Here is a 17,093-nt window from a genome sequence, read left to right as displayed (position 1 = left end):
GTAAATCTTTTGATCTGTTTCTAAAATCAAATGTATATATTGGATTTTGTAACAGCACCCTAAATAAAGGGATAGTTACGAAACTTAATTAATTAAAAAAAAACTTAAATAACTGTAATACAGTTTATTATGAATAAAACAATTACATCAACCAACCAGCAAACGGATTCTCTTTTTGTACTAATAAAGTCTTTATCTAAATCAGAAAAAAGACAATTCAATCTATATATAGGAAGACTTGGTGGAAATATTGATGCTAAATTTTTTGCTTTATTCAAAGTTTTAGAAAAGCAAAAAACATACGACGAAAAAACGATCATTAAAACTGGCATTGTAAGCAAGCAACAATTATCAAATCTGAAAGCACATTTATACAAACAAATATTAACAAGTTTACGGCTTAATCCTGTTCATAAAAATATTAGAATTCAAATTAGAGAGCAATTAGACTTTGCTACTGTTTTGTACTTAAAAGGACTTTATAAACAAAGCTTAAAGTTACTTGATAAAGCAAAAAATATGGCTTTAGATAGTGAAGAAAAAAACATGGCTTATGAAATTATTGAATTCGAAAAACTTATTGAAAGCCAATACATTACAAGAAGCATCAATACTAGAGCCGATGAATTAACCATACAAGCTAAGGGAATCAGTCAACAAAATGTTATAACAAGTAAACTTTCTAACTTATCATTACAGTTATATGGAATCCTATTAAAAAAAGGGTATGTAAGAAATGATGATGAACTAAAAAAGGTAAATGAATATTTTAATGCACGATTGCCTAAATACGCCTTTGACAAACTTGGTTTTAGGGAAAAACTTTGGCTCTACAAAGCTAATTTATGGCATAGCTTTTTAATTCAAGACTTTTTACAAAGCTATAAATATGCTAATAAATGGATTAACTTATTTAAAGAGGCTCCCAAAAACATAACCTTACATCCAGTATTCTATCTTAAAGGTGTTAATTATTTATTAGAAAGTTTATTTTTTATAAAACACTATAAGAAACTGAAAGAAGAATTTTCGTTCCTAGAAAAAGGAATCGAAAATAATGTAATCCCTAAGAATAGTAATACTGAAATTTTAATGTTTCAGTACTATTATACAAATAAACTTCATCTGCATTTTTTTGAGGGTAGTTTTATTGAAGGAGAATATTTAGTAGCTATTATAAATGAAAAGATAGAACTCTATAGAAATTTACTAGACAACCACCATATTGTTGTTTTTTATTATAAGATTGCTTGTCTGTATTTTGGAATGGGAAAAAATACAGAGTGCATTTTTTACTTGAATAAAATTATAAACTCTAAAAATTTACATGTAGCAGAAGACCTACAATGTTTTGCCAGAGTCTTAAGCCTAATTGCTCATTATGAATCAGGATTAGATTATCATTTAGAAATGCAATTTAAAGACACTTACCGCTTTCTTATAAAAATGGAAAATTTACAAGAAGTGCAAAAAGAGTTTATTTCTTCCATAAAAGCTTTAGGAGATGTTTACCCACATCAAATCAAAAATGAATTTAAAAAAATATATGACCGGTTAAAAGTTTTTGAAAATCACCCATATGAAAAACGAGCCTTCTTGTACCTTGACATACTTTCATGGCTTGAAAGTAAAATACAAAACAAGACCGTATCACAAATAATTCAAGAAAAATTTAAAGAATATGCTAAATAATTAAAAAAGCATTTGTATTTTTGCAGTCATGATAATTAACAAAAGACATATTCAAGCTGTTGTAAGCGCTTCTATGCGAGTGTCTTTTGTTGGCACAATTATTATTTCTACTGGGATTACCCTTTAGGGGGTTGCATTAATACATATCATTTTACGTACTATTTATTTTTTTAACAAAAAATAAAAAAAAAACAAGCATTCTTTAATAATAAATCAATTTTATCACTTTTTAAAATGAAAATTTTAAAATTCGGAGGCTCATCAGTAGCAAATAGTCAAAATATAAGCAAAGTAGTTCAAATCATACATAACGCTGCATCAGAAACAAAGGTTGCTGTAGTCGTTTCAGCTTTTGGAAAAACTACGAATAAACTAATTAGTTCAGCCAATAATGCAGCAAATAATAAACCTAATTACCTAGAACTTTATGAGGAAGTTAAGCAACATCATTTTCAAGTTATTCAAGAGTTAGTTCCTGAAAATAAACAAACTAGCGTCAGAAATACCGTTGAAAATATGTTTAGCCAGCTAAAAACCTTATTAGAAGGGTGTTATTTATTAAAAGATATCACACCTAAAACAATGGCTACGGTAAGTGGCTTTGGAGAACTTCTTTCCTCATATATTATTTCTGAAGTTGTTAAACAAAACGTAAACACCGCCTATAAGGATAGTCGAGAAATTATTACCACCTCTAACTTATTTGATAAAGCTCAAGTTAATTTTGAAATAACAAATAAAAATTGTCGCGATTTTTTTGAGAACAATACACACCAAGTTACGCTATTACCTGGTTTTATTGCAAGATCAGAAAGTGGGCTTTCAACAACGTTAGGAAGAGGGGGGTCTGATTATACAGCGGCTATTTATGCGGCTGCTTTAAATGCAGATGAGCTTCAAATTTGGACTGATGTGAGTGGTATGTTTACTGCCAATCCGAGTATTGTAAAACAGGCTTTTTCCATACCTCAAATTTCATATCAGGAAGCGATGGAATTATCGCATTTTGGCGCCAAGGTAATTTATCCACCAACAATTCAACCAGTTTTAGAGAAAAACATTCCTATTGTAATCAAAAATACATTTGATCCTCAAAACGTAGGTACCCTAATCACTAAAAACTCTGTTAATGCAAAGCCAGTTAAAGGAATCACGCATATTGAAAATATCACTTTACTAACAGTTGAAGGCAGTGGCATGGTTGGCGTATCAGGCACTTCAAAAAGACTTTTTGAAACCTTATCAAATCACCAAATTAATGTGGTGCTTATTACGCAAGCATCATCCGAACATTCTATTTGTGTTGGTATTTATGACGAAGATGCAACAAAAGCCATTCATGCTGTTAATAAAGCATTTGAAATTGAAATTGAAAGACATAAAATTAACCCTGCAACCATAGAGCAAGGTTTGGCAATTATAGCATTGGTTGGTGATAATATGAAAAACCACCAAGGACTAAGTGGTCAAATGTTTAGTACTTTGGGTAAAAATAATGTTAATATTAGAGCTATCGCACAGGGAGCTTCTCAAAAAAATATTTCTGCTGTTATTGACAGTCATGATGCTAAAAAGGCTTTAAATACGCTTCATGAACAATTTTTTGAAGATAAAATAAAACAGCTCAACTTATTTGTTACTGGTGTTGGTAATGTAGGTGAACGATTTTTAGCACAAATACATCAACAAAATGATTATTTGAAAGCGCAGTTAAAAATGAATATTAGAGTCGTTGGTTTATCTAATTCGAAAAAAATGGTATTTGATCCAAATGGTATTGACCTGAACAATTGGAACGATACATTGGAAAATGGAGAATCTGCTTCGTTGGAACAATTTTTTGAACGAACCAAAGCATTGAACTTAAGAAATGCTGTTTTTGTTGATAATACTGCCAATAAGGCGGTATCGGAAGTATATGAAAACTATTTACGAAATAATATTGCTGTAGTTACTTGTAATAAAATCGCCTGTGCTTCAAAACTTGAAAACTACCAAAGCTTAAAGAGAATATCAAGAAAGTATAACGCCCCTTTTCTATTTGAAACAAATGTTGGAGCTGGACTTCCTATAATTGATACTTTAAAGAATTTAATAGCTTCTGGAGATCGAGTTTCAAAGATACAAGCCGTTCTATCTGGTAGCTTAAATTTTGTATTTAATAATTTTAATCCAACTACAAGTTTTCACGATGTTGTTAAAGATGCTCAAAAGCAAGGGTATACTGAACCCGATCCTACAATTGATTTAAGCGGTATTGATGTTGCCAGAAAAATATTGATTTTAGCGCGTGAAAGCGGGTACGAATTAGAGTTAACTGATATTGAGAATAAAGCTTTTTTACCTCAAGAATCACTTGAAACTACTAATAATGACGATTTTTATAAAAGTCTACTAAAGTATGAAGCACATTTTCAAAAGCTTTATCAAGAGGCTTCCGATAATAACAGTCGTTTAAAGTATGTCGCTGAATTCGCAAATGGTAAAGCAAGTGTTGGATTACAAGAAATACCAAGTGACCATCCTTTTTACAATTTAGAGGGTAGTGACAATATTGTTCTTTTTTATACAGATCGTTACCCTGTTCAACCTTTACAAATTAAAGGGGCAGGTGCTGGAGCCGATGTAACTGCTTCAGGAATTTTTGCAGATGTTATTAGAACAGGTAGAAACTAGGGTATGTCCTTTTGAAATTTTAAAGAAATGAATTTTATTAAAATATTTGCTCCGGCTACTGTTGCCAATGTTTCTTGCGGTTTTGACTCTATGGGGTTTGCTGTAGAGAATGTTGGTGACGAAATGACTTTTCGAAAAACCTCGCAGAAAGGCATCGAAATTACCGAAATTTCAGGAACAAAAGGCCTTAGCTTAGATCCAACTCAAAATGTAGCTGGTGTGGTAGCACTTGCAATGCTAGAGAAACATCCTGCTGATTTTGGTATTGAAATCACAATGCATAAAGGGTTTTCTCCTGGAAGTGGTTTAGGAAGTAGCGCTGCCAGTGCAAGTGGGGCTGCTTATGGTGTTAATCAATTATTAGGAGCTCCTTTTTCTAATTTAGAATTAACAAAGTTTGCCATGTTAGGCGAAAAAGCAGCTTGTGGTACTGCTATTGCTGACAATGTTGCTGCTGCCGTATTTGGTGGCTTTGTGCTGATACGAAGTTATCAGCCTTTGGATATTGTAAAACTTCCAGTTCCTGATCAATTACGATTGGTAGCAATACACCCTCAAATTGAGGTAAAAACGAAAGACGCAAGAGATGTTTTACCTACTGAAGTGTCTTTAAAAAAAGCCGTAACGCAATGGGCTAATGTTGGAGGGCTGGTCAGCGGACTGTATTCTAACAATTACGATTTAATTAGCAATTCGCTTACAGATGTAATTGTTGAGCCTGCTAGAAAGCATTTAATTCCTCATTTTGATCTTGTAAAATCAGCAGCGATTAAAGCGGGAGCGTTGGGAGCTGGCATCTCAGGATCTGGTCCTACTATTTTTGCAATCTGTAAAGGTGATGTTGTTGCTCAAAAAGTGGCCAACGCAATTGACGCAACTTACAGCAATACAAATATCGATTTTAACGTATTTACGTCTAAAATAAATACAGAAGGTGTCAAAACACTCATCGCTAGTTAAACTAACTTTATTACATAAACAAAGCAAAATGAATTATTATAGTTTACATAAAAAATCACCTAATGTTAGCTTTCAAGAAGCAGTAGTTAACGGTTTAGCTCCCGATAGAGGCTTGTATTTTCCTGAAAAAATTACACCTTTAGCAAAAGAGTTCATCGCTAATCTGGATAAATACTCTAATGAAGAAATTGCTTTTAAAGCGATTCAACAATTTGTAGGAGATGCTATTCCTAAAGAAACGCTTCAAGAAATTGTTAAGGATACACTATCTTTTGATTTTCCTGTTGTTCCAATTGATGAAAATACAGCTACGTTAGAATTATTTCATGGCCCTACTATGGCGTTTAAAGATGTAGGAGCACGCTTTATGGCGCGGTGCTTGGGGTATTTCAATAAAAATAATAATGCTAAAGTAACGGTTCTTGTAGCAACTTCTGGAGATACTGGTGGTGCTGTAGCCCATGGCTTTTTGGGGGTGAAGGGTGTAGAAGTTGTTATTTTATACCCCAGTGGTAAAGTCAGTGATATTCAAGAAAAACAATTGACAACACTTGGGCAAAATATTACTGCTCTTGAGGTAGAAGGTGTTTTTGATGACTGTCAGGAAATGGTTAAAACAGCCTTTTTAGATACTGAAATTAACCGGGTGTTGACATCGGCAAATTCTATTAATATAGCACGCTGGTTACCCCAAATGTTTTACTTTTTCTTTGCCTACAAACAGGTTTATAAGCAACATAAAGAGGTTGTTTTCTCTGTACCAAGTGGTAACTTTGGGAATATTTGTGCAGGGATTATGGCGCAAAAATTAGGACTTCCTATCAAACATTTTGTTGCTTCAACTAATATCAACGATACCGTTCCTAATTACTTAGTCAAAGGAGTTTATGAACCAAAACCTTCTAAAATGACCATTTCAAATGCCATGGATGTAGGAAACCCAAGTAACTTTATTCGTATCCAAGAGTTGTACGGTAATGATATTTCTTCGTTAAGAAAAACCTTTTCTTCTTATGCTTTTAATGATCATGAAACTCGTGAAGCAATGAAAAAAATACATCAAAAAGAGGGGTATATACCTGATCCTCATGGAGCTGTTGGTTATTTAGGAGCTAAAGAATATCAGAAAAATGATGCCGATAGTTTATGTATTTTTTTAGAAACCGCTCATCCTGTAAAATTTTTGGATGTTGTAGAACCAACCCTTTCTGTTAATATAGAGATTCCGAAACAAATTGAAGAAATTCTACATAAAGAAAAAGAGGCTAAATTCATCAATACTTATAGTGATTTAAAAGCTTTTTTAAACTCAGAAAAAATACGTGCTTAAACAGTATTTCATTATCATAAAAAATGCCGGTATAAATTTTATACGGCATTTTTTATTTTTATCAATACTTCGATAAAGTATTCTTACTCAAGATATCATTTTTTAAAATAATATTTCTTTTTAGCTTTTTATCGCTACGGTCTTTTCTGTTCTTTTAATAAATGCATATTTATTTTTACGTAAAAACTGTAAAAATAATACAGCAAAAATAAGATCTACTACCCCTGTAAACATCAATAGTAAGTTTCCTTGTTGGATAAACAAGGCTATAAGGCAATTACAAAAAAAGAGGACTTTCCCAATCATACCTGTAAATATAATTGCGTGGTTTTGGGTTACATTTTCACTAACCATGAGGTAGCCTATTCCAAAAACAATGATCAAACTAAACATTGCATTAAACGGGAAGAGAGATGTGGCTATCGGCATTCCAAAATACGGAAATAAAATATCTGGTATCAATAGCATTCCGATCCAACTAGGTATGGCTGCTCCGAAATTCCATAAACTGGCTATTATAAAAAGATTTTTATCGTAGTTGGTTGTTTTCATTTTGGTAAGTTATGGTTTGATTACTTTGTTTACTTTACCATCAGCTAGTATTTCTATCTCTTTTGATGGAATACCATAAAATAAAGGATTTATTTACTTTCTAAACTATGGAAAAGCATAAAAACAACGTTTTTCTACACACATATTCTTAAGTATATTTCTGAAAAATCTTCTAAAAAAATAAAGATAGCACTTGCAAAACTAATGCTCTCTTATTCTAAAGTAAGATGACTAATTCAAAGGCTCTTCAAAAAAAAGTCATCATAAACCAAAACCATAGGATTTTGAACTTGACAAAAAATTACTCATTTGCTTTGTTAAATATCTTTTTTACGCGATGTTAAAACCAGAAAAATCTACTCCTAAAAACCAACAAAACCACAACATTACTGTTGTGGTTTTGTTGGTTTTTATTACTCTTAAATTAATCGCTAATTATTAACTCATTACTATTAAAAGCGGATTTCAAATTACGAAAACAACTCCATATTAGCCTTTAATAATTCAATTTGAGTTTCAATTACTTTCTTAAATATTTTTTTTCTTTCCTCAGTTTCTTTGTTTTTACGCATCTTCAATAATGTACTCTGAACAAGCTGATTAGTCACTTGAAAAGATCTACACATAGCACTTGAAACACCGTCGCCACCTTCAAAACTTATCAGTTTATCAATAGTCTCTTCGGCAAACTTATTTAATTTAATAACTTCTGATGGAGATACTTTTGCATCAGCATATATCTCGTTAATCATTTGTTCTAAAAATTTATCCATTTTTGTATTATTTTATATTTAAGACAAATCTATATTGTTCTATTTTGATCAAAAACCCAAGTTTATTCAATCATCGTATACTTCTATTAAAACGTGCATATTTTCTTTTTAATTGATTTTTACGAATTACTGCTGTAACTCTATTCTTATAATTTTAAAACGATACTATTCCTAATTATAAATGGCTTTTATAGTACCGTTATCTATTTAAATTTCCTGTAACTAAATTGCCATTACGCTATTGCTAAATGTCAATCAACAGGGTTAAAACCCAAAAAGCCTACTCCTAAAAAACAATAAAACCACAACATCCCTGCTCTGGCTTTATCTTTAGTATTTTTAATTTTAATTTCTGTATTGCTTACTCATAACATCCACACGAAAGGATTTTCCGTATAACGGAACTGGCAGTGCGGGAGCGGGAGTAAATACAGTGATATAGTTTTAATTTAGTTCCGTTCTTTTAAATAGTTTTGTCCATTTAATTCCAAATTTAAATAGTAAGAAAATAATAAAAAGATATACTCCGTAAAACACCAATGTAACTATCGTAAATGTTTCAAAATTATCACTAAAAAGTTTTTTACTACCTAACCATAAATGAGTAGGTTTGATTAGTATTTTTAAGAGGGCGTATATTGTAAGATAAGATGCTATTAATAAAGAGACAATTCCTGCATTTTTTTAATCATCTATTTTTGATTCTAAGTGTGTTCCTATATGAATGGCAACGGCTTGTGTATGGTGCGTATCCCGCGAGGTATGCACTATAAATTTTGTTGTGGGTAGTTTTTTTATACTGCGTTTTCCATTTCAATTCCAACACTTAGTAATAAAGCGTCATATTGTTCTTCATCCTTTTCTTTGATTTTATCTAAAATGAATTTTGCTGTTTTTTTCATTTCAGGAATATCTATAGGTGTCATACTTCTTTCAAACAGCCCTTCCAAATGCGAGAATTCATTATTGATTCTATCTGTCATCGTTGATGCTTGTCTATTGTTTCCAAAAAACTTTGTGAGTTTTTCGATATCGCTATTAGTATTTGGATATTTGTAATATAGAAAAGCTTCTAAAAATTTTCGTGTGTTATTTCCGAAGTTATAATATAAATTGTGTTGATTTTCATCTTCAGCATCTACAATCGAACATCTGTAAATTTGATGGAAAAGAAAGTTAAACTCTGTTACATAATCTTTTAAGTATCTCGGCATTATATTGATCTTGCTAATTTCATTTGCCCTCGAGATTAAAAAATAGCTACACTGATTTTTATTTAAGGCACTTGGTAGTCTTTTCAAGTATTTTAGAAAATCAAGACTGTGCGTAGAAATAAATATTTGTTCAAATTCTTGTTTTGAAATGATCTCAGCGTTAATTAAACTATAAACGAAAAATATATGATTACTATCCAAACTTGAAATTGGGTCATCAATCCAAATAATTGGTTTACTGCCTTTCGTCTCGACATCTTCAAGCTTTGCCATAAAATAACAAAAAGCGATTAGACTGCTTTCACCCTCACTCAAATGATGAGCTTTGATTCCATTTCGAACAATTTCAAATTTTATTTTTTTACCCCCAAAATCATCAGTTTCCTCTAAAGCTTTTAATGATAGAAAGTCATGACCGAAAAAATTATTGAGATACTCATTTACTTTTAGTGCTCCTTTTTCTTCATCCTGTATCAAACGTTCTTTATCTTCAATTTGAGCAATTTGCTGTTTGATTTTTTCTTCTACAGCTTGTTTATTTTGTGTTTCACTATGAAAAGTTTCTTTCAAAGATTGAATGTCTGCTATTGTATTATCATAATGAATGTTTGTTTTAAAGTCACTGACTTCTCTTAATCGTAATAATCTTTTCGCCTCTACCTTTTCTGTACCTATAGAATTACTGTATTCGTTTGCTTCCGTTCTGAGAGTTTCAAACATTGTCCAACAATCTTCTAATTGTTTACTGTAATCTGTGATATCATTATATATTTTCGGATTAAGTAAATCATCTTTACGTTCTTGAAGTTTTTCTTTTACAATTTTTAATTCATTTTTTATGTAATTAATAGTTTGTTGCCTATTTATAATCAGAGTGTCCAAATCTGAATGAAACTTTGAATAAAACACATTTTTGTTTATTTGAAGCTCTGAGTCAATATTTTGAATTGAATGTTCCGTCTTAGTAATTAATGAGTCAATTTCCTTTTCTAATTTTTCAGATTCTTCATCAAAATGACTGTCTAGCTCTTTCCAACGTTCCTGAGATATATCGTTACCGCAAAATGAACATTGTTCAAGTTTTTCTTTGTGCAGTTGACGTCCTTCTTTAACCCAACGATTGAGAATAGCATCTTTTAGAAGCTGATCTATTTTATTAGAACTACTTATTGACTTTGTTACAAGTTCTTTTGCCTTTAAATTTAGTGTAGATAATTCTAAATTTGGTTTTGAAATTTCTGGAACATCTCGATTTGTTCTCTCCCGAAGCAAATTAAGTTTTTGGGCTACTTCATCATCAGTTAAAGGCTGAAAAGAGGCTTTTACAACAGTTTCAATATCTTTTTTTAATTTGTTAATATTATAGTTTTGGTCACCATACTTATCAGACTTATACTTTATTCCATTAGGATTGTTAGTTGCTTTATAACTTAATTGGTCGTTTAAAGATTTACTTGCTTTTTCCAATGCTAGCTGCGCATTTCTAGCCGTTGCAGAAACATTTTTTAATTCAAGGTAAAATCCTGTTGCTTCGATTTCTTCCTCAATGTTTTCATTTTTACCTAGTTTGCTTTTTAGTTCCTTAATTTCAGATTCTATTGTAGCATTACCACCAATTATAGCAAATGGAGCAATGCTTTCATCTGGGTTTACTATAAAACGAAGATTAGCTTTTACAAAATCGTCGTTAAAAACTCTGATTTTTTTTCCGTGTCCAGTTAAATTGTTAGGTGTGCTATCTGCAACATCTGTGATACTAACTTCAAATTGAGGGTTCTCATACTTTTCGGATAAATTTCCAGTTTCTAATGCTCTAACAATACGAGAAAGGGTAGTTTTCCCCGAATAATTTCGACCATAAATAATGTTGATTGGTTTAAAGAGAACAATGTTGTTGCCTTTATCTCGAATGGTTGAATTCCAATCAAAATCTTGAAATACGGCAAGATTATTTATCGTTTTAAACTTTGTAATCATTTACTTCTTATTACTCTTGTTACATTACCCACAACTAGTGGATATACACAATTGTGTATATTTCTTCTTTATCGTGAAATTATTAATAAACCTTGAAAAAACCAACAATTTAAACAGTTTAAAGACTTCTTTTATCCGAATACAAACGTTTACAACCATTTACAAAAGACTATAAACGTTTATTATATTTACTACCATGATCTCAAATAACTTTATCATTTTTTTAAGTATAGAATCTACTTTTTATTTATGATTCGGTTGCTAAATCTTGAACATAAAAAAACACCTTAATTAAAGTGTTTTTGAGTGTGTTTTTGATGTCTTTTTCAATTTAACTTCATCACTTTAAACCTTCAATCATTTTCGAATCATCCGAACTTACAAACGATCCTATTAATAAGTGTAATGATAAAATAAGAGCATCTTGTTCGGCTTCCAAATTACTATAACTACCTTTACCAATATCTGCAATATCATAGTTTATTATTTCAATACAACTTTCTTTTCCTTTGTAATTTATCATTTCTCTTCCATCAAAATGAACAAAAGTTTTTGGAATAACTACTTTTGATAGATCAATTGCCTTTTGCCCTAAGCTAATAATTTCTTCTCTTGAGTCTGATTTCCAAATCTCTTTTTTTATCTTAATCAAATCTTTTACTAATTGAACCTGATGTTCTGTAGGCTGTATTTGCATCTAATTCTTTTTTCTTAAAAATAGATCAAAAATATAATATGTTCATGTTACTTACCGCAATTATATAATAAGGTTTTCTTCATTTTTAAAGTATGGAACCAACTTTTTATTTATAATTCGGTTGCTAAGTCTTGGATATTAAAAAACATCTTTACTAAGATTCTTTAAGCGTTGGTGTCGCAATAATTAATGTTGTAAAAAATATATTGAAGAGCAAAAAACCACGCTATAATCTCTTATAACGTGGCTTTATCTTTATTATTTTAATATAGTACTTGCCATTGCACCCGAACAAAGTGAATTGATGAACTCCGATTTTAAAAATAGAATTCTCGTGAATAAATGGCTTTTATACTACCGTTTTCTATTTAAACTTCCTTTAACTAATTGCCATTACGCTTTCGCTAAATGTCAATCAGCGGGGTATATAATACTTGATGGTCAAATAAAAACCTCCTTCTTCGTTACTAACGGTACAAACAAAAAGTTTATTAGTCTTAAAATTTATAGCAAGTACCTGATAAGCCTCATCATTAAAATACCCAGATGGCCCTAGTAAATGAACATCATATTTAAGTAGAAAATTTCCAATATCTATTCGGTCATTAGAGTTAAGTTTTACTTTCCATATTTTGGAATTTAAACATTTAAGGTCAAAATTTACTTCAAGTTTAATGATAGTATCTTTATTTTTCTTGCTAAGAATAGAGATGTTACCCTTCTCAGGAATAAAACCTTGATTATCTAAATCGTAAACAGAATTTATCTTTATTTTAAGGTTGTCCGTATTAAACAAATCACTTGATATATTTTTATTCTCTTTACAAGAATAACTCACTACTAAAAAAAATAAACAAATAGTAAATCTAAACATCCTGTTCTCCATTATCTTCTATTTTTTAATTCTTCTAATTTTTTTCTATCACGTTTTATCCCATAATTACTTTTTACTCTAACTCCGTGATGTTCTTTTCCTTTTTTTAGATTAAAATATTTTCTCATACTATTTACAGAATTATCGATATCTCCTTCTGGGTGTATATGTCTTAACAATTCATGTAATGCTACACCTCCTACTGAATGACTAGAGTTACCTGAATAAATTTTTAAAAGATCAGATAAAATAACTAATTGATGTGATTCTGTATGACCTCCATAATAATCAACCATTAACCCATGTCCTGTAGCTCCATCATAATCTGATTTATCAGGAACAATATCAACTACTATATCTGAATGAGCATCAATGATATCCTTCAACATTCTTACGTAATAATGCTGATCCCAATCAAACCCCATACTTCCAACAATTTTATAAGTTTCTACTTTTATATATTCTGGATCTCCTCCTAAGAAATAATGTGAAAAAGTCCATTTATATTCTAGTCTTGTAGATTTTTCAATAGAGAAAGGTGTTTGTCCAAACTTATCCTTAAATATTCTATTAAGATCATTTGCTATTGCTTGGGCTTCTTCTTTATTATCATTAGCAATACTATCAGGTTTATTATTATTACTCCCATCAGCATTTCCTCCATTTTTAGCGTAGGCAAGAGCTTCATCAAATGTAACAACTTTCCCATTTATTACATATTGTCCTGTATCAGAATTATAAATAGAATCTGCCCCACTTGGGTCAGCAAAATAAACAGGATTATTATCAAAAGCAACACTTGTTCCTTGTGAATGATGTGTAACAGGATCAATACCGTTAAAACGTCCAATAGCAGGATCATAGCTTCTTAAATCCATTTCATACAAATTCAGCCCTAACGATTCTTCTAACTCAATACCATTGTATTTGAACTTCTGCGCAGTACTATTCCCAAGGGATGAGACGTTGTTATTGTATCCTTTGTGTTTAAGTCCAAAAGGATAGTAATTACTTTCCTCAACGATTTCCGTATTAGCTGAAATTACGCCGTCTCCGTTATTATCAGTATAAGACAATCGAACGTTTCCTAAATGGTCTTTGTATTGATACACATACTTAAAGCCTGTATTGTCTTTGGTTACATAACCTTCAGGATGGTTAAAGAACTCTAAAGTATTGTTTTTATACACATAATTACCAGCGTAATCTGTGGTGGTATTTTCTACTTTTTTTCTAAGCTTAACACCACTGGCATCATACACATAATCAATGTGCTTGCCGTTAATGGTAACCCTTGTTGGTAAGTTTAAGTGATTGTAAGTAATATTGGATATCCCTTTGTTTAAATCTTTAATCATGTTACCATTGTCATCATAAACAAAATCATTTCCTGAATTACTACCTTCTTTGAAACCAAAAGTTTTATTTCCACCAGAAAGTTCTTCTACTTTAATAAGTTTATTTCCTGTATTATTTTCATTGTAGGTATATTTTAATCGGTCCATATTAGCAAAACTTTCTTTATTTTGCCAACCATTTCTATTAAGTGTTAAAATATTTCCGTTTTTATCATACGTAATCCCTGAAACATTGTAATTTGAGGTGTTGCTTCCTAAAGCTGTGGTAATTCTGTTTAAAGCATCATAGCTATAGGTATAAGAATTGCTAACGGGGCTCTGCGTGTCATTTACACTTGCAGTAGCCCAGTTTGTTTGTGCAATATTTCCGTTATATAAACGCTTGTTCACCTGATCAATATCATTATACTTAATGGTAAAGTTAAATAAATCATTGTCATTATGAGTATCTGCATTGATCTTTTTTAGCCATCCTCTAACATTATAAGCATAGTCTACTTTTTGCAATCCACCCCCAACTTCTTTCGTTTTTAACTGCCCTAATTCATCGTAAGTATTATTAATAATGCTATTAGCACTCCCTTTGGCTATTACAAAACTAACCGATTTACCTATAGCTGCTTTTACACTAAATCCTTGTTTCAATGTTATGGAGTTTTTATCTGATATAACTCGGTGATTCGTTAGTACCATAGGTGCTTGGAAAACACTATTTGATGCCTTCGCATCAGCAGTACAATCGGTTAAACTAGCATTCCCTAAACACTGGCTTTGAGACAACAACCTACCTACATGATCATAAGTAAATTTATCAATAGTTACTAGCGCCTCTTTTCCTTTTTTGATATGCGTTGTTCTGGTTTTTACTATTTTACCTACAAAATCCAATTGGCTTTCAACAATATCAGTAGTTTCAAGATAATCATTATAACTGTAAACATATATAGGCCTTGCTTTTTCATCGTAATAAGAAACAGTGGTAATCCATTTATCAGTACCTAATACCTTTACTTTTGAACCAGTAGCTAAACTTCTAACATTTTGTGTATTGGCTATTCCGAAAGCAGTAATACTTGATAGTGCCTCTACTTTATCAAAAGAATAGTTATCATAATAATTTACCGTTAGCACTTCAATATTTACATTTGGAAAGTTTGTATTTGTATAGTGTAAAGCTTCAGTCGAACTTTCTTTTTCATACATTTTACTATCATCAGCGGTGCTATTTTGTAAATTTTCTTCGTTAAAATAATGCTGCATTTTTTGTTGACTCAATACACTTGCATGGGTATAAATTCCAGTATAAATAGCTCTTCCCAACACATCATATTTGGTAAACATCCATTGCCTTAACGATCGTTGCATAGCATCCTGAGTTAACACAGGTCTGTCTAAGGCATCATAAACGATATATTCCTTCCCTTTACCAGGAATTTTCTTTTCTATCAAGCGATTTCTATGGTCGTAAATATATTGATAACATAACTCAGACAGTTGATCCATTGAAATAGTACTAGAGGTATTTACTTTAGGAGGTAAAACGTATGTTAGGTTACCATAATCATCATAAACATAGTACGTATCGTGAGCCACTTCGGCTCCATCTATTTTTGCATAGGTGCGCTTTAAAACTACCTGACCTTGTTTATTCTTAAACTCTTCAGTGGTATGTAACTTATTAGCTGTTCCATTGTGATTTTCATCTTTGGTGATCACTTTATACAATTGGCCTTCAGTGAACTTTATAATTTCTTGATTTAAAACAGGTTTACCATTACTATTTATACTTACTGAAAACTCCCTAACCTGATCTTCTTCCTTGTTAGGTTGGTACTCGAAATCAATTTCATGACCTCCCCCCATACGCCAATCATAACCAGGAGCAGCTTGCTGCAACACTCTATTTAAAGGCGATTTTTCATACCTTTTTTCTGAGAATGGATTTGGGTTACTTTTTTTAATATCTTCCGAAAATTTAGCTGTATACGTTTCAATAATCGATTTTTCTGGATCGTTATTATAAGCTCCATTATCTTGAGTAGATGTATAAGGTAAGTATTCCTTTACCTGCCTTCCCATTGCATCATATGTTATATGCGAAACTATATCTTTACCCTTTGGACTTTGTCCTACACCTACAATCTGTTTAGCCCTACCCAATGCATCAAAGTAAGTAATACTTTCTACCTTTTCATTAGTTGAATTAGTCAGCTCTTCTTCTTGATACCCTCTCTGATAATCTATCTTATGAATATAATTTTCATCATCAGAAGTATATTTTTCGCAACCAGTTAATAAAATATCAACAGAACTTGATTCTTCACTAAATACGCCATTACTTCTCATCGCTCTTAAATAATAAGTTCCTGAAACTTTTGCTTCAAAAGTTGTGCTCGAATTAGAGGTATCAGTACCCAAAGGATTCATTCCCTGCCAATACCATTTTATATCATTGGGTTCTGCTAGCTTTTGAATAATGGCTTTATCACAAGATTGAGCTTTAATAAAAGGTTTTTTAGGCTTTTCAACAGGTACATAATCTTCATCAAATTTTACACGAAGATGCTTATATGGAAAAGGCATTTGGAGACTATTAGGGGTGGGTGAAGATACCTTAATTGAACATTCCACATAGGCTAAATTTGAAGTACCAAATACCGAGGGATTCCCTGTTACTGGATCAATAATATACTCAATGCCTGTCCATTTAACTGTTATCTCATCCTTTGTTTCTTTAATAATGTCTCCTCCAAAAACAGCCCATTCAACCGAATCAACATTTTTAATACTCGTTACTAGTTTATAAGTAGCAATTTTAGATGCATATACCGTAATTGGTCCTTCTATATCAAACCTGTAAGCAACATCTAAACCTACTGATTCTAAAGGCTTAACAGGTATCGCTTGAGGTAAACTATTAAATTGTGCTAAAATTGAAAAACTATTAATCAATGCAATAGCTATTAATAAAATTACTTTTTTCATAGTTT

General features: G+C 31.3%; 10 protein-coding genes. 4 read left to right on the top strand and 6 right to left on the bottom strand.

Annotation, left to right across the window (positions count from 1 at the left end; translation table 11 throughout):
• The first annotated feature begins 129 nt into the window (after window positions 1–129).
• The 4 genes from ACSIGE_RS13040 to thrC all read left to right on the top strand — a co-directional run bounded on the left by ACSIGE_RS13040 (window position 130) and on the right by thrC (window position 6,658).
• Entirely contained in the window at window positions 130–1,692 is a 1,563-nt protein-coding gene (locus tag ACSIGE_RS13040; protein ID WP_440880312.1) for a hypothetical protein, read from the top strand.
• Between the two features lie 234 nt (window positions 1,693–1,926).
• Complete coding sequence (thrA, locus tag ACSIGE_RS13035) at window positions 1,927–4,368, top strand: bifunctional aspartate kinase/homoserine dehydrogenase I (protein WP_440880311.1); 2,442 nt, start codon at window positions 1,927–1,929, stop codon at window positions 4,366–4,368.
• A 27-nt stretch (window positions 4,369–4,395) separates the two neighbouring features.
• Window positions 4,396–5,328 carry a homoserine kinase gene (locus ACSIGE_RS13030; RefSeq protein ID WP_440880310.1) on the top strand — a complete coding sequence of 311 codons (933 nt, stop codon included), beginning with the start codon at window positions 4,396–4,398 and terminating at the stop codon, window positions 5,326–5,328.
• A 28-nt stretch (window positions 5,329–5,356) separates the two neighbouring features.
• The gene (gene thrC / locus ACSIGE_RS13025) at window positions 5,357–6,658 is read left to right on the top strand and encodes a threonine synthase (RefSeq protein ID WP_440880309.1); all 1,302 of its coding nucleotides are present in this window, start codon (window positions 5,357–5,359) and stop codon (window positions 6,656–6,658) included.
• Between the two features lie 120 nt (window positions 6,659–6,778).
• Here thrC and ACSIGE_RS13020 read toward each other — a convergent pair whose 3' ends face one another.
• The 6 genes from ACSIGE_RS13020 to ACSIGE_RS12995 form a co-directional block, all read right to left on the bottom strand.
• On the bottom strand, window positions 6,779–7,210 hold the full coding sequence (locus ACSIGE_RS13020) for a hypothetical protein (RefSeq protein ID WP_440880308.1): 432 nt from the start codon (window positions 7,208–7,210) through the stop codon (window positions 6,779–6,781).
• A 470-nt stretch (window positions 7,211–7,680) separates the two neighbouring features.
• A complete protein-coding gene (locus ACSIGE_RS13015; RefSeq protein WP_440880307.1) occupies window positions 7,681–7,983 on the bottom strand; it encodes a hypothetical protein in 303 nt (100 codons plus the stop codon).
• 794 nt (window positions 7,984–8,777) lie between these two features.
• Window positions 8,778–11,174 (bottom strand): AAA family ATPase, encoded by a 2,397-nt coding sequence (locus ACSIGE_RS13010; RefSeq protein WP_440880306.1) that lies wholly within the window; start codon window positions 11,172–11,174, stop codon window positions 8,778–8,780.
• A 340-nt stretch (window positions 11,175–11,514) separates the two neighbouring features.
• Window positions 11,515–11,871, bottom strand: coding sequence for a hypothetical protein (locus ACSIGE_RS13005; RefSeq protein WP_440880305.1), 357 nt, complete (start codon window positions 11,869–11,871; stop codon window positions 11,515–11,517).
• Between the two features lie 415 nt (window positions 11,872–12,286).
• Window positions 12,287–12,757, bottom strand: coding sequence for a hypothetical protein (locus ACSIGE_RS13000; protein ID WP_440880304.1), 471 nt, complete (start codon window positions 12,755–12,757; stop codon window positions 12,287–12,289).
• Window positions 12,757–17,088 carry a DUF6443 domain-containing protein gene (locus ACSIGE_RS12995; protein WP_440880303.1) on the bottom strand — a complete coding sequence of 1,444 codons (4,332 nt, stop codon included), beginning with the start codon at window positions 17,086–17,088 and terminating at the stop codon, window positions 12,757–12,759. Before ACSIGE_RS12995 ends, ACSIGE_RS13000 begins: the two co-directional genes overlap by 1 nt.
• Between the last annotated feature and the right edge of the window lie 5 nt (window positions 17,089–17,093).

The organism is Tenacibaculum profundi (assembly GCF_052050075.1).
In the GTDB taxonomy this organism is placed as follows: Bacteria; Bacteroidota; Bacteroidia; order Flavobacteriales; family Flavobacteriaceae; genus Polaribacter.
This window is presented reverse-complemented; position numbering and strand designations above follow the sequence as displayed.